Annotated in this window: 16 protein-coding genes; 14 read left to right on the plus strand and 2 right to left on the minus strand. The window is 61.3% G+C overall.

Going from position 1 to position 21,884, the window contains the following annotated elements:
- Positions 1-13: 13 nt before the first annotated feature.
- Positions 14-949 carry a 2-hydroxyacid dehydrogenase gene (locus ACLKMW_RS09385; RefSeq protein WP_415724189.1) on the minus strand — a complete coding sequence of 312 codons (936 nt, stop codon included), beginning with the start codon at positions 947-949 and terminating at the stop codon, positions 14-16.
- A 456-nt stretch (positions 950-1,405) separates the two neighbouring features.
- On the opposite strand from ACLKMW_RS09385, the gene ACLKMW_RS09390 reads away from it, so the two are divergent.
- From ACLKMW_RS09390 to ACLKMW_RS09450, 13 genes are all read left to right on the plus strand, one after another.
- Entirely contained in the window at positions 1,406-2,179 is a 774-nt protein-coding gene (locus ACLKMW_RS09390) for an ABC transporter ATP-binding protein (RefSeq protein ID WP_415724190.1), read from the plus strand.
- Between the two features lie 2 nt (positions 2,180-2,181).
- The gene (locus tag ACLKMW_RS09395) at positions 2,182-3,075 is read left to right on the plus strand and encodes a branched-chain amino acid ABC transporter permease (RefSeq protein ID WP_415724191.1); all 894 of its coding nucleotides are present in this window, start codon (positions 2,182-2,184) and stop codon (positions 3,073-3,075) included.
- A complete protein-coding gene (locus ACLKMW_RS09400) occupies positions 3,072-4,172 on the plus strand; it encodes a branched-chain amino acid ABC transporter permease (RefSeq protein ID WP_415724192.1) in 1,101 nt (366 codons plus the stop codon). The genes ACLKMW_RS09395 and ACLKMW_RS09400 overlap by 4 nt, the downstream gene beginning before the upstream one ends.
- A 23-nt stretch (positions 4,173-4,195) precedes the next feature.
- The gene (locus ACLKMW_RS09405; RefSeq protein ID WP_415724193.1) at positions 4,196-5,413 is read left to right on the plus strand and encodes an ABC transporter substrate-binding protein; all 1,218 of its coding nucleotides are present in this window, start codon (positions 4,196-4,198) and stop codon (positions 5,411-5,413) included.
- 61 nt (positions 5,414-5,474) lie between these two features.
- A complete protein-coding gene (locus tag ACLKMW_RS09410) occupies positions 5,475-6,179 on the plus strand; it encodes an ABC transporter ATP-binding protein (protein WP_415724194.1) in 705 nt (234 codons plus the stop codon).
- Between the two features lie 15 nt (positions 6,180-6,194).
- Positions 6,195-7,457, plus strand: a complete 1,263-nt coding sequence (locus ACLKMW_RS09415; protein ID WP_415724195.1) for an amidohydrolase family protein — start codon at positions 6,195-6,197, stop codon at positions 7,455-7,457.
- Between the two features lie 32 nt (positions 7,458-7,489).
- Positions 7,490-8,953, plus strand: coding sequence for a xanthine dehydrogenase small subunit (gene xdhA, locus ACLKMW_RS09420; RefSeq protein WP_415724196.1), 1,464 nt, complete (start codon positions 7,490-7,492; stop codon positions 8,951-8,953).
- Positions 8,946-11,312: a xanthine dehydrogenase molybdopterin binding subunit gene (gene xdhB / locus ACLKMW_RS09425; RefSeq protein WP_415724197.1), complete on the plus strand. Its 2,367-nt coding sequence runs from the start codon at positions 8,946-8,948 to the stop codon at positions 11,310-11,312. Before xdhA ends, xdhB begins: the two co-directional genes overlap by 8 nt.
- Before the next feature lie 63 nt (positions 11,313-11,375).
- Positions 11,376-12,725, plus strand: a complete 1,350-nt coding sequence (locus ACLKMW_RS09430; protein WP_415724198.1) for a malonyl-CoA decarboxylase — start codon at positions 11,376-11,378, stop codon at positions 12,723-12,725.
- Positions 12,725-14,239 (plus strand): malonate--CoA ligase, encoded by a 1,515-nt coding sequence (locus ACLKMW_RS09435; RefSeq protein WP_415724199.1) that lies wholly within the window; start codon positions 12,725-12,727, stop codon positions 14,237-14,239. Before ACLKMW_RS09430 ends, ACLKMW_RS09435 begins: the two co-directional genes overlap by 1 nt.
- A 276-nt stretch (positions 14,240-14,515) precedes the next feature.
- Complete coding sequence (locus ACLKMW_RS09440) at positions 14,516-16,582, plus strand: hydantoinase/oxoprolinase family protein (protein WP_415724200.1); 2,067 nt, start codon at positions 14,516-14,518, stop codon at positions 16,580-16,582.
- Positions 16,579-18,498, plus strand: a complete 1,920-nt coding sequence (locus ACLKMW_RS09445) for a hydantoinase B/oxoprolinase family protein (RefSeq protein WP_415724201.1) — start codon at positions 16,579-16,581, stop codon at positions 18,496-18,498. Before ACLKMW_RS09440 ends, ACLKMW_RS09445 begins: the two co-directional genes overlap by 4 nt.
- 40 nt (positions 18,499-18,538) lie before the next feature.
- Positions 18,539-19,306, plus strand: a complete 768-nt coding sequence (locus tag ACLKMW_RS09450; protein WP_415724202.1) for a creatininase family protein — start codon at positions 18,539-18,541, stop codon at positions 19,304-19,306.
- Positions 19,307-19,422: 116 nt separating this feature from the next.
- Here ACLKMW_RS09450 and ACLKMW_RS09455 read toward each other — a convergent pair whose 3' ends face one another.
- Positions 19,423-20,304, minus strand: a complete 882-nt coding sequence (locus tag ACLKMW_RS09455; RefSeq protein WP_415724203.1) for an IclR family transcriptional regulator — start codon at positions 20,302-20,304, stop codon at positions 19,423-19,425.
- Between the two features lie 92 nt (positions 20,305-20,396).
- Between ACLKMW_RS09455 and ACLKMW_RS09460 the strand changes: the two genes are divergently transcribed.
- On the plus strand, positions 20,397-21,815 hold the full coding sequence (locus ACLKMW_RS09460) for an amidase (RefSeq protein ID WP_415724204.1): 1,419 nt from the start codon (positions 20,397-20,399) through the stop codon (positions 21,813-21,815).
- The last annotated feature ends 69 nt before the right edge of the window (positions 21,816-21,884 follow it).

Below are 21,884 nucleotides of genomic sequence, written 5' to 3' on the forward strand. Positions count from 1 at the left end.
TTTCCGCCTGCCCTCAATAGCCTCGTCGTGGATCGACCCGATGCAGCGGCTCCTCCCCGCGACGTATTCGTCTTATGCTTTCGGCAACGTTGCGAACCGCCAGATGCGGCACCGTAATGCTCGCAAGATGCGGCGTTATCAGAACATTCTCCTGGGCCCAAAAGGGGTGGTCCGCCGGCAAGGGCTCGACATTGAAGACATCGAGCGTCGCCTCCCCTATTGCGCCGGAACGAAGTGCGGCCAGCAGCGCTTCCTCATCGACCACCGCGGCCCGCGACGCATTGATGAATTTCGCGCCGTGCGGCATCAAGGCCAGTTCCCGGGCGCCGAGCAGCGCCTTGGTATCGCTGGTGGCCGGCAGCAGAATGACGAAGATCTCGCACTCGCCAAGCATGGCATCGAGCGCCTCGCGACCGGCACAGCATGCGACGCCCGGAATATCCTTCAGCGTTCTCGACCAGCCGCGTACATCGTAGCCCATCGCGGCCAGCGACTGCGCGGCATTCGCACCGAGCTCACCCAGCCCCAGCACGGCGACCTTGATTTCCGACAGAGGCCGCGGATGAACATAGTGCCATTCGCCGCGCCGCTTCGCCCGCTCGAAGATATGAATGTCGCGGGCATAGCGGGTGACGGCGAAAATGACGTAGCTCGTCATCAACGAAACCATGCCGGGGTCCGACAGCCGCGTAATCGGAACAGGGGCAAGGTCGTCGCGGTTGAGCAGCGCGTCTGCACCCGCGCCAAGATTGGTCACCAGCTTGAGATTGCGGAAGCGCTGAAAAAAGCCCTTGGGAGGCAGCCAGGCCAGCGCGTAACTGATCTCATCGGGATCGCCGACCTCCGGATCGACCCGAAAGTCCAGATCCGGCAGTTCATGGGCGAGCGCATCTCTCCAAGCGCTGGGATCGTCGACCGGGCTGTAAAAGACCAGGGCATCTTGCTTCATGTCCATCCTTTCACCTCACACAGGCGGTTCACTCAAGGCCGGGCCGCCGGCACTCAGACGATCTGCCCATGTCGAAAGCATCAAGGGTGCCCTTAAATCGGGAATTGGTGAAGTTCGCCATGAATGTGCGGTGCCCACTGCCACTTGAAAATTATTTTTATTGTTTCTCCTGCATCAGGATATTCTATGCAGCTTTCCTAATGAGCCGAAATCCGCAATTCGGGACGTTGCACCGGGTCCAGCGAGGAATGTGAGACGAGATCTCATCAAGCGTCCGCCGATCGCCTGCCCCATGACACGAAATTGCGGGTATCCGGCCTCGCATTGTCTACGCCGCTCCAGCGCGCCTTATTGAATTCGCTGCCTCATTGTTCAGAACAATACGTGCATTCCAGCTTGCGGGCGGTAGCTGCGCGTGTTACGTAGGAGAACATGATATCCATATAATGGACAAAAATGACGATGCTTTCAGTGGATCAGAAGCATTTCAGTCAGGCGGTTCCGGCGCACGCAGCGAGCACCATTCTGGCGATAGCCGAGCTCTCAGTTTCATACGGCTCCGTCGAGGCGGTTCGTCATCTGAACATGGACGTCAAGGCCGGCGAGACGGTCGTGCTCCTCGGTGCCAACGGCGCCGGCAAATCCAGCACATTGAACGCAATTGTCGGTCTGGCACCGCGCACCGGCGGCACAATAATCTTCGGCGGACAGGATATTTCGCGCAAGAGCACCGAGGCCATAGTCCGGCGAGGAATTTCATTGGTGCCCGAAGGCCGGCGGCTGTTCGCCAACATGACGGTGCGGGAGAATTTGCGACTTGGCGCGGCTGCGCTCGGTGCGGCTGAATTCGAGCGCGAACGGGTGCATTTGGAAGAGATGTTCCCAATCATTCGCAGCCGCGCGCATGAGCAGGCCGGGTTGCTTTCCGGCGGCGAACAGCAGCAGGTCGCCATTGCTCGCGCGCTGCTCGCCCGTCCGCAGCTCCTGCTGCTCGACGAGCCTTCGCTCGGGCTGGCACCGATCATGGTCAACAGGATTTTCGACATTATCGAGGAGCTGAAGCAGCGCCAGGCAACGATCCTGTTGGTCGAACAGAATGCCGACAGGGCCCTGCGGGTCGCCGACAGAGCCTATGTGCTCGCCAACGGTCGTCTCGAACTGTCCGGCAGTGCCGCCGATATCCGAACGAGCACGCTGGAAGATGCCTATCTTGGCGAGCGGAGAGCCTAGCCATGCAGCTTGCACTTCAGCAGTTCATCAACGCACTATCGCTCGGCTCGATCTATGCGCTGGTGGCGCTCGGCGTGGCCATCGTCTTCAGCATCCTCCGATTGGCCAATTTTGCCCATGGCGAGCTGATGACGGTCGCCGGCTATACGCTGTTTACAGCTCTCTCAGCCGGCGCGCATTGGGTGTTCGCCATCGTTGCCGCCATTGCCGCTTCCATTGTCGCGGCCCTGGTGCTGGAGCGCGTCGCCTATCGCCGCTTGCGCAACGCCCAGCCGCTGACGCTGCTGATGACGTCCTTCGCCGTTTCGGTCGCACTTCAGAGTATCTTCCTGCTGACATTCGGCGCGCGGCCCAAGGGCATCGAACTGCCGCTTTTCGTCGACGCCGCACTGCAGATCGGCGCGCTTCGCGTCCAATGGCTGGACATTTCGATCATCCTGATCACCGGCGCGATCGTTCTGGGACTCACGTTTTTCCTGCGCAAGACCGTCATCGGCCTGGCGCTTCGGTCTGCTGCCGACGATTTTCGGACCACGCGGCTGATGGGCATCAAGGCGAACGCGCTTTTCATCGGCGCCTTCGCCTTGTCGGGCCTACTGGCCGGCGTCGCGGCCCTCTTCTACTTCGCGACCGTGCCCAACGTCGTCCCCTCCTCCGGATTCGAGCCAATGCTCAAGGGCTTCATCGCCTGCGTGATCGGCGGGCTCGGCAGTCTGCCGGCGGCCGTCATCGGCGGCTTCCTGCTGGCCTTCCTGGAAGTGGGGTCGGAGGCGCTGCTGTCGGACAGCTTCAGTCCCTATCTCGATGCCATCGTCTTCGGCATTGCCATCATCATCCTGCGCTGGCGCCCGGGTGGTCTTTTCGGAGTGCGACTGACCGAGGAGCAGCGCGTATGAGCAATCATGCAACCAAATGGTGGGGCCAGTCACTGCTTGGATCGGCGGTCACGCTTTTGATCGTCAGCGCAGTTGCCATCGCAGTTGTACTGATCGGCTCGCCAACCGACCTGCGCATCCTGACGGTCTTTCTGATCAATGTAATCGCGGCTATCGCCCTGCAGACCTACACCGGCAATTGCGGGGTGATCTCCTTCGGCCATGTCGGTTTCATGGCGCTCGGCGCCTACGGATCGGCCTTGTTCACCGCCGACCCGGCGATCAAGGCATCGGGAATCCCCGATGCACCGGCCTTCATCGTAAACGCGCAGCTAGGCTTCTTCCCAGCCATGCTGATCGGCATCGCGGTGGCCGTCATTGTCGCGGCGATCATCGGACGGGTGTTCATCAGATTGAGCGGCGCGGCGGCGGCGGTTGCGACGCTCGGCTTCATGGTGATCGTCTTCACCGTCCTCTCCAATGCCGAGCAACTGACGCGCGGTTCGAAGGCATTCAGCGGCATTCCGCCCTACACGACGCTTGCATGGTGCATGGGTGCTTTCGCAGTCGTGCTGGTCTTGGCGCGGCTTCTTCGCGAGTCGAATATCGGGCTTGGTCTACGCGCCAGCGGCGACGATCTTATCGCGGCCCAGGCGTCTGGCGTCGACATCGTCAACAGCCGCTATCTGATGTGGGTGGTCAGCGCCGCCGGCGCGGCCGTGGCCGGTGCGCTCTATGCGCATTATATCGGCGCCATCCTTCCCAAGGCGTTCCATTTCGAGCTCACCTTCCTGCTTGTCACCATGGTCATTGTCGGCGGCCGATCGATCACCGGCGCCATTGCCGGGACTGCACTCATCACCTTGCTCGCCGAGGGGCTGCGGCGGCTTGAGAACGGCTTTTCGATCGGATCGTTCAATCTCAACGAGGCGCCTGGCCTCACGACCGCAGTGCTGGCGCTTCTGATCGTCATCACGCTGACGATGCGACCTCAGGGCCTGGTCAGCCGCTGGGAGATCGAGGAACTGCTTCAGAAATGGCTGGGAGGAGCAATTTCTGGAGCAAAGACCCCTTCGCAAATCAGGGAGGGCCGTACTCCGGATTCCGCAAAAACATAAAACGTAAATCCACGGGAGGAACAATGATTGACGTTTTCGGAAATGCGAACAGACGCAAGACGCTGCTGATCTCGGCCACCGCTGCGATCGCAATAATCTGCTCGGCCGCTGCGGCAGTCGCCGGCGGCTCGCTTGAGCCCGGCACGAGCTACAAGATCGGCTGGGCCTCGGACAAGTCCAACTATCTCTCCTTCGTCGACGAGCCCTTGGCCAAGGGCATGGAGGTCGCGATCGACGAGATAAACGCCAAGGGCGGCATAGCCGGCAAGGTGAAGATCGAACTCGACCGGCGTGACATGAAATCCGACCCGATGCTCGGCGCCACAGTCGTGCAGGAATTGATCGCGAGCGGTTCGAATTTCATCGTCACCACTTGCGACACGGATGTATCGCTTCCGGGCGCCCAGATGGCCGCCAAGGCTTCGATACCGGTCATGAGCAGTTGCGGCGCCGACGCTGCCGGACCCAGCCAGGTGCCCGACGGCTTCGGCTTCCTCAATGTTCCAGGCACGCTCACGCAAGGCGCGTTTCTGGCGGAATACGCGGCCAAGCAGGGTTACAAAAAGGCCTTTACGCTGAAATCCAAGAGCGAAGGCTATACCCACACGCTGGCGACGGCCTTTGAAGAGCGCTTCCGCGAACTCGGCGGCGAAATTGTTGGGGAAGCCTTCTACACGCTGGGCGACAGCAGCTATCGCGTGACCGCTACCAAGATGGTCAATGGCGATGCCGATGTGATCATGTCCAACACGTTTCCGCCCGACACGACAGCCTTTCTCAAGGACATGGAGCGGCTCGGCAACACCAAGCCTATTCTTCTGGTCGATGGCAATGACACGCCGGTGATCTTCGATGCCGGAAAGCAACTTGGCTTGTCGGTGATGACCACCTATGGCGGCAACCGCACGCCAGGTTCGACTTTCGAAAAATTCGAGAAGGAGTATCGCGCCAAGTTCGGCACGGATCCTGAATCGCTGCAGACCGCGCTCGGTTACGATCTGATCGTGAGCGTGGCCGCGGCCGTCGAGGCGGCCGGCACCACGGACGGCGCGGCGGTGCGCGATTCGCTCGACAATCTCGAAAATGTCGAAGGCGCAACCGGCCCGATCTCGTTCAAGAACAGTCCGATCGGCAGAGGCATCCCGAAAAAGGATTATGCGGTGGTGAAATTCGATCTGGAAAATCGCCAGTTCCTGACCGAGTCGGTCGGTTTTCCGGAGAAATTTCCGCCGGTGAAATGACATGCCGAAGGAAGGTCCGCGATGGGCCTTCCTACTTTCCTGTTCAATCGGTGGCCGACACATGCATCTACAAACCAACGGCGTGGTCATGAAGTTCAAGGGTCTTACCGCCCTTGACGGGGTCGATATCGACATCAGCAAAGGAGAGATCGTCGGTCTGATAGGCCCCAACGGTTCCGGCAAGACCACTCTTCTCAACGTGATTTCCGGCGTCTTCGTGCCGAATAGCGGGCGCTTCAGAATGGGAGACCGCGAGTGGTCCAGCGTGTCGCTGCGCGAAGCGGCATGCCTCGGCATTCGACGGACGTTCCAGAACATTCGCCTCTTTCCATCCTTCACCGTGCTGGAAACGGTGGAGGTCGCGGCCGCCTGGCTGGACCGTGGCGACCGCAGGGAGAATGCGCTGCGCGCCTTGGACGAGCTCAACTTCAGACAGCATTGCGGACGCATCGCGTCGGAATTGTCCTATGGCATGCAACGAAGGCTGGAGATTGCGCGAGCGATTGCGGGCAAACTGGAGTTTCTTTTGATCGATGAGCCGACCGCCGGCCTCAATCATGCCGAATCCCAGGAATTGGTCGAAGTTATCCAGGCAATACGCGAGCGGCGCGGTTGCGGAATTGTGCTGATCGACCATGATCTTCACGTGATCATGAATGTCTGCGACCGCGTGATCGTTCTCGCCGAAGGCAAGGTCATCGCTTGCGGCACGCCTCAGGAGGTGCGCCGTGATCCGCTGGTCATAAATGCCTACCTTGGATCATAGTTCGGAGACATCGATTTGACTGACCTGCAGGACAAGACCAGCCTTCCAAATTGCGACATTCTGATCAGCAATGCCCGGCTGCTCGATCGCGAAGGCACGTGGGATGTGGCGCTCGAGACCGGCAAGATCGCGGCCATCGACAGGAAGTTCGTATCGGGTGCCGCTCGCAAGATAGATGCGCGCGGCGGGCTCGTGACCATGAGCTTCGTTGATCCGCACTTCCACTTGGATAAGGTTCTGTCGCGCGATTATGTTGGCGCGCTTTCCTACAGTGAGGCCTTTGCCCGCGCCCGCGAGGCAAAGGCGCAATTTACGGTAGCCGATGTCGAAGCGCGGGTTTGCGCCGCGCTCGACCTTGCCGTGGCACAAGGGCTCGGCGCCATACGCTCGCAGGTCGATGTCGATTTTGCCACCAGGCTCGTATCGCTCGAAGGCGTGTTGCGCGCCCGTGAACGCTTCAAAAACCTGATCGACGTCGAAATCGTAGCCTTCCCACAGGAAGGCATCGTCACGGACCCACAGGCACCGGGTCTGTTGCGTGAGGCGCTCAGCATGGGGATCAGGCTCATTGGGGGCTTGCCGGAATTCGAGCGAACGCTCGAGGATCAGCGCACGCACATCGCGACCGTGATGGACATCGCCGAAAAGTTCGATGCGCGGATCGACATGCATTGCGACTACACCGACTTGCCGCAGTTCAAGACGCTCGAAATGCTCGCGGACATGACGCTGGAGCGCGGCCTCCAAGGCCGGGTGACGGCGGACCATTGCTGTGCTTTGGCGGTCTATCCCGACGACGAGGCGGCGCGCGTCATCGAGAAGGTGAAGCAGGCCGAGATCGGCGTGATCATACTACCCATCGCCAATCTGCAGATGCTCGGCGGCGAAGGCGTGACCCCTGTCAATCGCGGCTCGTCGCGCGCCAAGGAGCTGTTGAATGCCGGCGTCAATGTCAGCGCCGGCGCCGATAACATGTACGACATCTGGTTCCGCTTCAATCGGATGGATCCGATCGACACGGCCTATATGACTTGCCTCAGCACGGGCATGCGAACCGATGCGGAAGTGCGCGAAGCGTTCGAGATGACGACATCGCGTCCCGCGCGCCTGCTCGGCATCGAGAACTACCGGCTTGACGTCGGTGGCCGGGCCGATCTGGTCGTGCATTCGGTCTCCAACCTGGTGGACATGCTGCGCAACATTCCCGGCCGACGCATCCACATCAAGAATGGCGCCGTCGTCGGTGGGGTGGAGGCAAGCACATGGTCGGCGCGCTAGGCCCAAGTGGCGTTTCGAGTGGGGGACGTCCGGTGCGTGATTTCATTCGCTTCATGCTTGGCGACCAGATACGAGAAATTCGCGGCTTGCCGCCCACGACGACGGTGCTTGAATATCTGCGGGGGCAGGAAGTGCGTTGCGGCACCAAGGAAGGTTGCGCGGAAGGTGACTGCGGCGCCTGCACGGTGGTGATCGGTGAGGCGGAAAACGGTGGGATGCGCTACCGGGCGGTCAATTCCTGCATCCAGTTCCTGCCGATGCTTGACGGCAAGCAATTGATCACGGTCGAGGATCTCGGCAGCGCGGACGGACAGTTGCATCCGGTTCAGCAAGCGATGGCGACATGCAACGGCTCGCAATGCGGCTTTTGCACGCCAGGCTTCGTAATGTCGCTGTTTGCGGCCCATGCCAACGGCCAGGATTTTTCGCGTGAAGCGCTGGATGATGCGCTGGCAGGCAATCTCTGCCGTTGCACCGGCTATGGTCCGATCCTGGACGCGGCGGCGCGCATTTCCAATGTCGAGGTGGATGACCGTTTCAAGCTGAAGCAGAGCGAAGCGGCACACCGTCTGGCTGAATTGGCGGATGGCTGTTGCTTGGGCCTGGAGCATGGCGACTGCAAGTTCTTCATGCCGGCGACAGCGGACGAGTTCGCAGGACTGCTGCTGCAATATCCGGACGCCACGATTTTGGCGGGAGGCACGGATGTCGGCCTCTGGGTTACGAAACAGCATCGCCGCCTTCCCGTCGTCATATCGATCCTCGGCGTATCGGACTTGCGTTCCGCGAGCGAGCATGACGGCGTTCTGGAGTTCGGCGCGGCGGTTTCCCTGAACCGCGCCGCCCTCCGTTTGGGCGAACGCATTCCGGCCATGGGCCTGCTGATGCGACGGTTCGCCTCCGCCCAAATCCGCAATAGCGGCACCTTATGCGGCAATATCGCCAACGGCTCGCCGATCGGCGATCTGCCGCCGGCGCTGCTCGCATTGGGCGCGCAGGTCTTACTCAGGAAAGGCGACGAAAGACGCGTGCTTTTGCTGCAGGATTTCTTCCTGGACTACCAGAAACAGGATCGGGCGCCCGGCGAATTCGTCGAGGCAGTTCGATTCCCGGTGCCGCCATCGACGGCGCGATTCAACGTCCACAAGGTTGCCAAGCGGCAGGATCAGGACATATCCGCCGTCTGCGGCGCTCATTATCTCGAAATCGAAAACGATCGGGTGAAGGTGGCGCGCTTTGCCTATGGCGGCATGGCCGCGATACCCAAGCGTGCGTTTGCGGCCGAGCGCGCCGTGATCGGAAAAAAATGGGAAGAGGCAGCAGTTCGCGACGCGCAACTGGCGCTCGAGGCCGATTTCAAGCCGATCAGCGATATGCGCGCCAGCGCGCTTTACCGTATGACGGTGGCCAGGAATTTGCTGCAACGCAGCTTTCTGGAAATGTCGAAAAAAGACCGCGTTCGCGTTCCTTATGATTGGTGCTTTGCTCATGAATGAGATCATCAGGGAGCCCGTCACAGGAGATGTGATCAAGGGCGGAGTCCATCAGGAAATCCAGCATGATTCTGCTTTCAAGCATGTCAGCGGGCAAGCGGTTTACGTCGATGATATGCCCGAGCCTCGTAACCTGCTGCATGTCTATGTGGCCCAGAGCCAGCGGGCGCATGCCCGCATTCGCAAGCTCGATATAGAAAAAGTGCGACGCTCGCCCGGTGTGGCCGCGGTCCTGACCGCCGCGGATGTTCCGGGAGAGAACGATTTCGGCCACGCGCATGCCGGAGACGAGCCTGTTCTCGCCGAACATGAAGTGGCCTATTTCGGCCAGCCGATCTTCTGCGTCGCGGCCGATACGATCGCAAACGCCCGTAATGCCGCAAGTCTCGCCATTGTCGACTACGAGTATCTCGAGCCGACGCTGACCATCGAACAGGCGATGGCCAGTAAATCATTCCTGGCCGAGCCCATGCGCTTGGTACAGGGTGATGCGCAGGCCGCACTGGCGTTGGCACCGCATCGTCTGAAGGGCACGCTCAATGTCGGCGGCCAGGAACATTTCTATCTGGAAGGCCAGGTCAGCCTGGCTCTGCTGCGTGAGGATGGCGACGTACATATCCACTGCGCCACGCAGGACCCCTCAACCGTGCAGCATATGGTGGCGCGCGTGCTTGGTCGCGAAGCCAACGCCGTTACGGTGGAGGTCCGCCGCATGGGCGGAGCGTTTGGCGGCAAGGAGACCGGCGCAACACAGTTTGCGGCGCTTGCCGCACTTGTCGCAGTAAAGACCGGACGGCCGGCCAAGGTGCGGCTGGACCGCGACGACGACATGATGATGACCGGCAAGCGCCATGATTTTCGCTTCGATTATGATGTCGGTTTTGAGGCGGACGGTCGTTTGAGCGGCATCGAAATGTCCTTGATGCAGCGCGCCGGCTATTCGCACGACCAGTCGCTGCCGGTCCTGCAGCGAGCCATATACAATTGCGACAACGCCTATTTCCTTCCTGCGGCAACGCTGACCGGTTATCCGTGCCGCACCAATTCGCAATCCAACACCGCCTTCCGAGGCTTTGGCTCGCCGCAAGCCAATCTGGCCATCGAAAGGGTGATGGATGAAATCGCCTTCGCACTCGGCAAGCAGCCGCTAGAGGTGCGGCTTGCCAATCTCTACGGCGAGCACGAGCGCAACATCACTCCCTACGACTGGGTAATCCGCGACAACATCCTGCCACGGATCATCGACGAGGCATTGGAAGCGTCCGACTATCTTGCGCGTCGGGAGGCCGTCATCGCCTTCAACAAGACCAGCAGCGTCGTCAAGCGCGGCATCGCCCTGGTGCCGCTCAAATATCCTGTCGGGTTCTCCGCGCGGTTCCTCAACCAGGCAGGCGCGCTGGTTCATATCTACCAGGACGGCAGCATCCACCTAAACCACGGCGGAACGGAGATGGGCCAGGGCCTGTTCATGAAGGTTGCCCAGATCGTGGCCGAGGAGTTCCAGGTCGATGTCGGGCGCATCAAGATCACCAGTACGGTCACCGACAAAGTGCCGAACACGACCGCGACAGCGGCATCCTCCGGCACCGATATGAACGGGGCAGCAGCGCAGATCGCCGCCCGCGAAATAAGAGCACGGCTCGTCGACTTCGCTGCCGACCACTACAAGGTCGGCAAGGAGCAGATCGCTTTCGAGCCTAATCGCGTGCGCATTGGAAACCAACTTGTGGAATTCGACACGCTGGTGCGGCAAGCTTATCAGAACCTCGTCTCGCTCTCGGCGTTCGGCTACTACCGCAATCCGGAAATATCCGTCGACCCCGTGACGATGAAGGGGCGCGCATATCATTATTGCTGCTACGGCGTTTCGGTGGTCGAAGCCGCCATCGACACGCTCACCGGCGAAAGCAAGGTGACGCGGATCGATATCGTGCATGATGTCGGCAAATCGCTGAACCCGGCGATCGACATGGGTCAGCTCGAAGGCGGGTTCATCCAAGGCATGGGCTGGCTGACCAGCGAGGAGCTGGTCTGGGACGATCAGGGGCGGCTGCGGACGCATGCGCCCTCCACCTACAAGATTCCTGTCTGCAGCGACCGCCCCAAGACCTTCAACATGCGGCTGGTGGACTGGAGCAGGAACCGGGAGAACACGGTCTATCGTTCCAAGGCGATCGGCGAACCTCCGCTCAATTTGGCGGTTTGCGTGTTCAATGCCATCACCGACGCGGTCGCCAGCCTGGGAAACTACAAGCTCTGCCCCAAACTGGACGCCCCAGCCACACCGGAGCGGATCCTGCTGGCTTGCGAGGACCTCAGGCTCAGATTTTCCACCCGAACGGAGGCACAATCACCCGATTGATATATTGAAGGCCGCGCATGCGGCGCGAATGATTACACCCACGGAAAGAGGGTTTGCACGACAATGTCTTTTCTCGGTGACATGCTGAGCGCCATGGCTGAACGCGGCCGGGCCATTATCGATTGGTCGTTCGTCGCACAGACCGCAACTCCGGGCGAACAGGCGCTTGCCCTGGCCGAACGGCTGCTTTCGGTGCATGGCGAAGCGAGCGCCCTTGCCACCGCTTCGGAGATACTTGCCCGCTATGCCAGGCTGGACGCCGATGAGCGGCTTGCCTTCTTCCAGGCACTGCTGGAGCGTTTTGGACCCGAGCTGAAACCTCTGCTGGCGGCGGCCCGGGATTTCGTCGCCGCGCCCGATCAGGACAAGGCGGAGGCGTTGCATCAATTCTCCGAGCCGCGCCGCCAGAAACTCTTTCGCTTGCTCAATCAGTCGGCGAGCGGAACGCCGCATCTCATCAAGATGCGCGCCGACCTGCTTCGTCTCATCGACAAAAGTCCCGACCTGATCGCCATCGACCGTGACTTCCAGCATCTGTTCAGGTCATGGTTCAATCGCGGTTTCCTGGAACTGCGACGCGTGGATTGGTCAACACCCGCCGCTATCCTCGAACGCATCATCCGCTACGAAGCGGTGCATGAAATCGCCGATTGGGATGATTTGCGGCGGCGTATCGACCCGCCGGATCGGCGTCTTTATGCCTTTTTCCATCCTCGGCTGCGTGATGAGCCGCTGATCTTCGTCGAGGTTGCGTTGACAAAAACGGCCCCGACCTCGATTCGCGCCATCCTGGATCCGGACCGGGAGGTCATCGAGGCGGCAAACGCCAACACCGCCATCTTCTATTCCATTTCGGATTGCCAGCCGGGTCTGCGCAGCATCTCCTTCGGCAATTTTCTGATCAAGCAGGTCGTCGAGGAACTGCGGGCGGAACTGCCGCATGTGAATCGTTTCGTGACACTATCGCCGGTGCCACGATTTGCCTCCTGGCTGAAAGAGCAGGCTGTCGCGGCGCCGGGTTCGGCGTTGGCAGCGTCGTTGTCACGCCCGCAATGGTGGAACGATGCTGCGGTGGCTGCCGCGCTCGAGCCGGAGCTGACGGCATTGGTGGCGAACTTCCTGACACGTGCGCGCGACGGCAAGGGCCGGCCGCTCGATCCGGTGGCGCGGTTCCATCTCGGCAACGGCGCGCGCCTGGAGCGCATCAATTGGCTCGCCAACACCGGCCCCGCGGGCGTCAGCGCATCGCACACGATCATGGTTAACTATCTCTACAAGCTGGATGAAATCGAGCGCAATCATGAACTCTATGCGTCCGGCGTGGACGTGCCTGCGGCGTCTCCGGTGCGTCGGCTTGCCACTATAGGCGCCCGGCTCATGGAAGATGCGTCTGCTACTGCGGGGACAAGCTGATGACAGGAAATCTGTTCGCAACCATCGCCGGAATGGTCGACGATCCCCAGGCTCCGTTCGCGCGGGTGCCGGGTGGCGGCTCCTTTACCTATGGCGACATGCTTGCCTGGTCCGGTCGCTATGCGAACGCGCTTACCAAACTTGGCGTGAAGAAGGGTGATCGGATAGCAGTGCAGACCGGCAAGCATGTCGACTGCGTATGGACGTATCTTGCCTGCCTGCGCTGCGGTGCGATCTACCTGCCTCTCAATCCCGCCTATACACCTTCGGAGGTTGCCTACTTCGTCAACGATGCCGAGCCCGGCCTGCTCATATGCGAAGCGGCCGGATGCTCCGTGCTTCACGCCGAGCTTGGCGCTCGTGCGCCGCTCATCGAAACCCTCGAAGCGGACGGCTCCGGCTCGCTGCAATCACTTGCCTCGATGCAAGCGGCCGGATTTGCAACCCTGCCCGTCGATGGCGACGATCTCGCGGCGATCCTTTACACCTCCGGCACGACCGGCCGCTCCAAGGGAGCGATGATCAGCCACGAAAACCTGCGCTCCAATGCGCTGGCCCTTGTCGATGTCTGGCGCTTCGACGCCTCCGATGTGTTGCTGCACGCCTTGCCGATCTTCCACACGCATGGGCTGTTCGTCGCCATCAACACGGTCCTGCTGTCCGGCGCCTCCATGATTTTCTTGCCGAAGTTCGAGGTGACCGCCGTGATGGCCGCGCTGCCACAGGTGACCGTAATGATGGGGGTGCCGACCTTTTACTCCCGCCTGCTGGCCGAGCCCCGCTTCGACCAGCAGACGGCGCAGCATATGCGATTGTTCATATCGGGTTCTGCGCCGTTATCGGCAGAAACGCACCGTATCTTCACCGCGCGTACCGGACACGCCATTCTGGAGCGCTACGGCATGACCGAAACCAATATGATCACCAGCAATCCCTATGCCGGCGAACGGCGGCCCGGAGCGGTCGGCTTCGCCTTGCCGGGGGTCACGGTGCGCATAGCTGACCCGGCCACTGGAAAGCCATTTGCGGATGGCGAGATTGGGGTCATCGAGCTCAAAGGCCCCAACGTGTTCAAGGGTTACTGGCGGATGCCGGAAAAGACCGCGGAGGAATTCCGGCCCGACGGCTTTTTCATTACCGGCGACCTGGGTTATGTCGACCCGGACGGCTATATCACCATCTCCGGCCGCGCCAAGGACCTCATCATCTCCGGCGGCTTCAACGTCTATCCGGCCGAAATCGAAAACGCGCTCGATGCCTTGCCGGCCATCGCCGAGTCGGCCGTGATCGGCCTACCGCATCCTGACTTCGGAGAAGCGGTGACTGCTGTTGTGGTGGCGCGTCAGGGCGCCGCCATCAGTGAAACGGAAATACGCGGCGGGCTGGAACCGGTGCTTGCCCGCTTCAAACTGCCGAAGCGGGTGATCGCCATGGATACGTTGCCACGCAACGCCATGGGCAAGGTGCAGAAGAAGGCACTGCGGGAAAAATTCGCGTCGCTGTTCCTGACCTGAATCGACCTCAGTTGTCCCTATCGGCATTCGACCCGAGCCAGAACTTCGACTAGATTCATTTAATTACAGACATTTAGCTTGAACTCAGGCGCGAGGCCCGTCTTCCGCGTCATCGGTCTTTTGCGTGCCGAACGCGTCGGCGTCGGCGTGGTTTGTCGTCCAAAGCCTCTCTCATCATGAAATCAGGAAACCCCGCCGGGAGGGCTTGCCAAAAACCCAGAATATGCAGTATATGAATGATGTATCCACTATACGGATATCCATGGAGGGAGTTTGATGAGCCTCAGGATTGCAATCGACACCGGCGGGACCTTTACCGATGTGGTGGCCATCAATCAGGAGACCGGGGCGACGACCGCGATCAAGACTCCGTCGACGCCCAGCGACCCCTCGGTCGGGCTGCTCGACGGCGTGCGCAAGGTTTTCGATAAAGTCGGCGGACATCCGAAGGATCTCGCCATGCTGCTGCACGGTTCGACGGTCGCGACCAATGCGGTGCTCGAGCACAAGTTCGACGGCCTCGGCCTGCTGGTCACCCGCGGCTTCCGGCATCTGATCGAGATTGCACGGCAGTCGGTTCCCGATGGCTACGGCAATTCCTTCTTCTGGGTGAAGCCGCCGCGACTGGTGCCCCTCGACCTGGTTCGTGAGGTGCCGGGCCGACTGAAGTTCGACGGCAGCGAGATCGAACCGATCGACGAGGAAGCCACTTTGAAGGCCGTTGGTGAACTGGTCGAGGACGGCGTGCGGTGCATTGGCGTGTGCCTGCTGCATGCCTACGCCAACGGTGAGCACGAGCGCCGTATCGGCGAACTGATCGAGAAGCGCTTTCCCGGTGTGTTCGTCTCGCTCTCGTCGGTGGTGCTGCCGGAATATCGCGAATACGAACGCGCCATGACGACGCTGGTCGACGTGCTCGTCAAACCCTATTGCAAGACCTACTTGCAGGATGCAGCCGACAAATTACGCGCGCAGGCCGGCGACATCCCTTTTCTCATCATGCAGTCGAACGGTGGGGTGGTGAAGCACTCCACTGCCGGCGAGCGTCCGGTGACAATGCTTCTGTCGGGACCAGCGGCGGGAATCCTCGGCGCCATCCACATGGCGAAGCTGGCAGGCTATGACAATATCCTGACGAGCGATGTCGGCGGCACCTCGACAGATGTCGCGATCATCGAAAACCAGACTCCGATGTACACCTCGGACTCCATGGTCGAACATTATCCGGTCAAAACCCCGATGCTCGACATCGTCACCGTGGGTTCGGGCGGCGGATCGATCGCCTGGACCGATCCTTATGGGAACCTCAAGGTCGGGCCGCAGAGCGCCGGTGCTGATCCTGGCCCGGTCTGCTATGGGCGCGGCGGCACGCAGCCGACCGTCACCGACGCCGCCATCGTGCTTGGCCGGCTCCCGGCGACACTGATCGGTGGCGAAATCAAGCTCGATCTGGCGGCCGCGCAGGCGGCTTACGAGAAGCTCGGCCGCGAGCACAATATGAGCGCCGAGGCTGTTGCCGCCGGCGTGCTGGAGATCGCGGCGGTCAACCAGGTGTTCGGCATCCGCAAGGTCACGACCTCGCGCGGGCGCGACCCCGGTCGTTACGCAATGGTGGCGTTCGGCGGCGCGGGCGGCCTTTTTGCCACCGAAGTTGCCGACTTCCTTGGCGTCCGTACGGTCATTTCTCCGCCCGATCCCGGCAATCTCTGTGCACTTGGCCTGCACGTTTCGGATGTGCGTCGCGACTATATCCGCACCATGGTGCGCAGCCAGTCGGGCGCCGACACTGCCGAAATCGTCGATGTCTGGGCGACGCTGGCCAATGAGGGCTATGCCGACATCAAGGCGGAGGGCATTCCGGCCGACCGCATTCGCATCGAATATGTTGCCGATGTCCGCTACTTCGGCGAAGGCCACGAGGTCCAGGTCGCTATTCCCGAGGGGATCACGGGCGCGGCCGCCGTGGCCCACATGTGGAAGGAGTTCCACAAGGTCCACGACCAATCGTTCGGCTTCCACTATGAGGGCAAGCAGGACGTCGAACTGGTCAATCTGCGCGTGCGTGCGGTGGGGGTCCAGCATCGGCCGACCATCGCGGCTGAAGACATGCGCATCGAACGAGCCAAGCCGTTTGGTGAACGCAAGGCCTACTGGAAGGACACCGGATGGGTTTCCTGTCCGCTTTATGAGCGCGGTGACCTCGCCCCGGGCCAAACCATCAATGGGCCGGCCATCATCCAGGAATACGGCTCGACGGTTGTCGTCCCCAGCAGGTGGCACTGCACCGCGGACCGGTTCCGCAATCTGATCCTGGAAACCGTGGGAAAGGAGCTTCAATCGTGAGCATAGATAACAAGCCCACCAAATTGGGGCCGATCGAACTCGAAGTCATACATGGGACGATCCGCGCCGCCGAGCTGGAGATCGAGGCCGCGGTCGAGCGGACCGCGCGCTCGCCGATGATCCGAGACCAGCACGACTATCGCGTCGCCCTATTCGATGCCAAAGGCCGCAAGCTCACCGGGCGCTCCTATTCGGCCATCGTCGAGCCGGTCTTCCAGTATTTCGGCGAGGGCGACATTCATCCCGGCGATGTCTTCTTCTGGAACGATCCATACAATTCCTGCGGCGGTATCGGCCATGTGCCCGATCTATGCACGACCGTGCCCATCTTCCATGGCGAGCGCCTGATCGGCTTCAGTCAGGTCTTCGGTCACCACGACGATATTGGCGGGTCCGTGCCAGGCAGCCTGCCGGTGCATGCGACTGACAGCTGGATGGAAGGCGTTCTGGTGCCGCCGATCAAGCTCTATGAGCGTGGCGTCCTCAACCAGTCCGCGTTCCGCATCATCACTCGAAATTCGCGGCTGGAGGATCACCTTGCAGGCGATCTCGATGCGGAAATCGGCGCGGCCAAGCTCGGCTCGCGGCGTATCGTGGCCCTTGCGGAACGCTATGGCGTCGAGACGTTGGAAGCCGCCTTCGAACAAATCCTGACCAACGCAGCCGAAATCTTCCGCCGCGAAATCCTGCCCAAGATCGCGGACGGCGAATATCACTACGAGGACTATATCGAGGCCGACGGCGTCGACGAGCCACGCCTGCATGCTCTGCGCTGCAAAATGACCAAGACGCCGGACAAGATCGTACTCGATTTTACCGGCACCGATGCCGAGGCGAAGGGTCCGATCAACTGGTCGCTTGACGAAGTCGAGGGTCGCTATTTCCGCAAGTGGCTTGCGCCGGTTCTGCGTTCGCTAGCCGCATCGCCGGAGCGCGCCGCCGAGATCGATTCCAATGAGGGCGTCCTCGAAGTGATCGAGGTGGTGTTTCCGCAGAAGGGAACCCTCATCACCCCGACCTTCGGCAAGCCGACCGGCATGCGCTTCTTTCTCATGCTGCGCTCGCTCGGGGTGTTTGCCGCCTGCCTATCCAAGGCAACCGGCGGCAAGATGCCCGCCGATCACGAGACGATCCGCATCTGGGGCCTGACTGGCGGTCGCAACACCGAGGACTTCTACCTGTTCCGCGAAGTGCTGGGCGGCGGCGGACCGGGCCGCCCCTGGGCAGACGGATCGGATGTCGTCCATATCGTGCCAAACTCGCGAAACCTGCCCGCAGAATTCTCCGAAACCCGTTACCCGATCATGGTCGAGGAACTGGCTCTAAAGACAGATTCGGGTGGTGCCGGCTTTCGTCGCGGTGGCTTTGGCTACGACAAGAAAATCCGCGCGCTCGAGGAGTGCCGACTGATCTCCAACGCCGACCGCTCGATCCTCGGCTGTTACGGCGTCAATGGCGGCAAAGCCGGACATAGCTATCAGGTGTCCGTGGTTGACGCAGAAGGCAAGGAGACGATCTATCCAGGGATGTCCGACACGGTGAAGGTGCAGCCCGGTCAGATCGTGCGCGTGGTGACGACCGGCGGCGGCGGCTGGGGCGATCCGCTCGCCCGTGAGGTCGACAAGGTCCTCTACGACCTTCAATGCGGCCTGATCAGCGAGGAAAGCGCGCGCGAGGATTACGGCGTTGACGCGGTGCTCAAAGGACGAAAATGGACTCACGACCCCGTCAGGACCGGCGCCTTGCGCGCCAGGCTTGCCGCAGAGCGCGGCATTCCACCCATGTTCGATCGTGGTGGGGGATTCCGGGGGATGAAGCAGGCCGGCGGCGTGCGCTATCCGCCAAGCTGGACCGATCCCGATCACGGCTGGCAGGCCGTCGGTCAAGACCTGGCGCACTCGGCGGCCGCCGAATAGCGACGGCTTTCAGCAGCAGGAGGTGAGCGTGGAACATCGTATGTCCCATATGACACAGATGGAGATTGCCGACGCTATCGCCGGCAATCGCGCCGTCATCGTGCCGACCGGCGCGACCGAGGCACATGGCCCGCATATGCCGGTGGATACCGACACGCACCAGGCCGAGCACATCGCGCTCCTGCTGGCCGACCGCATCGGCGCCCTCGTCGCCCCGCCGGTTGCCTACGGCGTGTCGATGACTTTCGAGCATTTCCCCGGTACCATCTCGCTGTCCATACCGACCTACCAAACGATGATGTTTGAAATCGGTGCAGCCCTGGTCAGGCAGGGCTTTCACCATGTCATACTGCTGAACGGCAATCGCCCGAGCGGCACGGCAAACGACCAGGTCGCCCGCTATATGGTCGATCAGCTCGATGCCGATTACGATTTCAAGGTTTCCGCGGTGAGCTATTGGGAACCGGCTGCCGGCAAGATCCACGCCATGCGCAATTCGGTGGTCGGCGGCATGGGCCATGGCTGCGAGCTGGAGGCGTCGCTTCAACTCGCGACCCGCCCGGAACTCGTCAAGATGGATCGGCTGGAGGGCGCCAAATATGGACCCGTCGGCTGGGATCTGGTCGCGCCGACCAATCCGACCCGTACCTATATGCGGCGCCCCCGGCCGAAGGCGGGACATGCGGCGATTTTCGGCGATCCGACCAAGGCGACCGCTGAAATGGGCCGCGCTTCCATCGAGGTCATCGTCGAGGCGCTGGTCGAGACCTTTACCAATCTCCAGGGTTCTTACGACGAGCGACGCTAGAGCATCGGACCGAAAAGTGGAATCCGGTTTTCGGATCGATCCGATGCTCAATCAAGAGTTAGAGCGTCCTTTGTGCGCCCGTTTGGACGCACGGCGCTCTACGTCGTCGTGACGAATTAGGATTGGCCGGGATGCCAGCCCAGTTCAAGCGAGATGGAATGCGTCATCATCTGCAGCGCCTCGCGCAACGTTTCCAGATGCACTTCATCGCCCGCGAGCTTCTTCAGATAGACGAAGGACACGCAACCCACCGCTGCTCCGCCCGGCCCGAACACCGGCGCTGCGATGGAGCCGGTAAAATGCTGGACGTCGCCCTCGGTCTGCACGATTCCCTCCCGGCGGATTTCCGCGAGCCGCTGCCGGATCGCGTCGGGATCGACGACGGTCCGTGGCGTAAGCTGCTCGAGTGGCTGCGCCAGGTAGGCGTCGACAAATGCTTCGGTTTCGTAGGCGAGCAGTATGAGCCCCTTCGAGCCGGCGTGAAGCGGAATATGGTAGCCGTATTGCGCCTTGGAAATTTCCTGCACTTGCCGCTTTTCGGCGTGAATGACGACCGAATAGTTTCCGATCCGCTCCACCACCTGGACGTCGACGCCGCGTATATCCCTCTCATTGGCAAGATAGGAAATCGCCGCGCGCAGCATTTTGTTGTTGGCAAGATAAGACGAGCCAAGATGCCACATGCGTGGCCCGATCTCGTAACGCGACGTTTCGGCGTTGAACATCAGGAACTGGGCCTTTTCCAGTTTCTTGACCGTGCGATGCGCGGTCGCCCAGGGCAGGTTCATCTCGCGCATGACGTCGACGACACGGCACGGATGCGCCGCGATCATGTCCAGAACGGCAAAGGAGCGCTCCAGGCCCTGCTTTGCCTCGTTCGATGGATTGTCCATGGCTGTCGGTCGCGTAAGCTCAGGAGCGGCCGAAAGGCTGTCAGCCGTCAGGTCATGCTTTTGCGTACGCCTGCCACGCGGCTTCTTCACTGGAGAATCGGGCATGTGAAAATTTCCATCGTTATCCGAATTCCGAATATCATGTCCATTATTGAGATAAAAGCTCGGCTTCGGCCTTCATAAGCGGGAATGCCAATATGAGCAGTTCGTTGTGGTCGCTGGATGCCGTGACGGTCGCGGATATGCTGCGTCGAACCGAAGTGACGCCGGTCGAAGTGCTCGACACTATCGAGGAGCGGGTTGCTGCCATCGATCCGCTGGTGAATGCGCTGCCGACGCGCTGCTTCGAGCGCGCCCGCGCCAAGCTTGCGAGCGCCAAGGATCTGCAAACCACGCCCCTTGCAGGAATGCCGGTACCGATCAAGGATTCCTACGCGGTAGCCGGTGTTCGCACCACCTACGGCTCGCTTGCGTTCGAGCACAATGTGCCGGACGAGTCCGATTATCCCGTCGAGGCCATCGAGCTGGCGGGCGGCACCATATTCGCCAAATCCAACACGCCGGAGTTCGAAGCAGGCGCGAACACCTTCAATGAAGTGTTCGGCCGCACCCTGAACCCCTGGGATACGACGCGTTCGGCCGCGGGCTCCTCTGGCGGCGCGGCAGTTGCTGTCGCAACCGGCATGGCGCATATGGCGCAAGGGTCGGATTTCGCCTGCTCGCTGCGCTATCCTGCTTCCTTTTGCGGCGTGGTCGGCCTCAGGCCCACTCCGGGATTGATCCCGCAAGGTCCCTCCCCCATTCCCTGGCAATCATTGTCGGTGATCGGGCCGCTGGCGCGCAATGTCGCCGACACGGGATTGGCCCTCGCGGCCATGCGCCGCTTCGATCCGCGCGATCCATTGTCACGTCCGTTGGCTGATGAGGATTATGCCGCCGCCGCGCGGCAGCCGCAGGCGCCTCACCGCTTCGCCTATTCACGCGACCTGGGCGTCGCCTGTGTATCCCCGGAAGTAGGTGCGGTCGTGGAAGCCGCGATAGGCAAGCTGGAGCGGGCGGGTGCCGAAGTCGCCAATGCCCATCCCGACCTGTCGCGCGCCGACGCCGCCTTTCGACCGCTACGCGCCTTCCAATTCGCGGCAATGCGTGTCGATCTGATAAACAGCCCGCAGCGCGATCGATTGAAGCCGGAAGTCGTGTGGAACATCGAAGAAGGCTTGCGTCTTACCGCGTGCGACCTCGCGGCGGCCGAACAGGAGCGGGCATACACTCGGGCAAGCATGCTGGCATTTCTCGACCGGTACGACTTCCTGATTTCGCCGACCGCGCCGGTCGAGCCCTTTTCAGTCACGGACCGCTACGTGTCTCACATCGGCGAGGCCCAGATGGAAACCTATCTCGACTGGATGATCCTCGGCTATGCGGTGAGCGTGACCGGCTGCCCGGCCATCTCGATCCCCTGCGGCTTCAGCAAGCATGGTCTGCCGATCGGGCTGCAGATCATCGGGCGGCCTTGTTCCGAGGAGGCGCTGCTGTCCGTCGCCGCCTGGTGCGAGGCAGTACTTGGCGTCGCTCTTGCCAAGCCGATCGACCCCAAGGACAGCACTGGGTACTGACCACAGGCGCTACGTCGAAAACGGCCGGAAGTTACCCGGCGGCCGCCGAGATGGAAATTTGCCCTGCCC

This window comes from Borborobacter xinjiangensis (genome assembly GCF_047739745.1).
In the GTDB taxonomy this organism is placed as follows: Bacteria; Pseudomonadota; Alphaproteobacteria; order Rhizobiales; family Rhizobiaceae; genus Pseudaminobacter.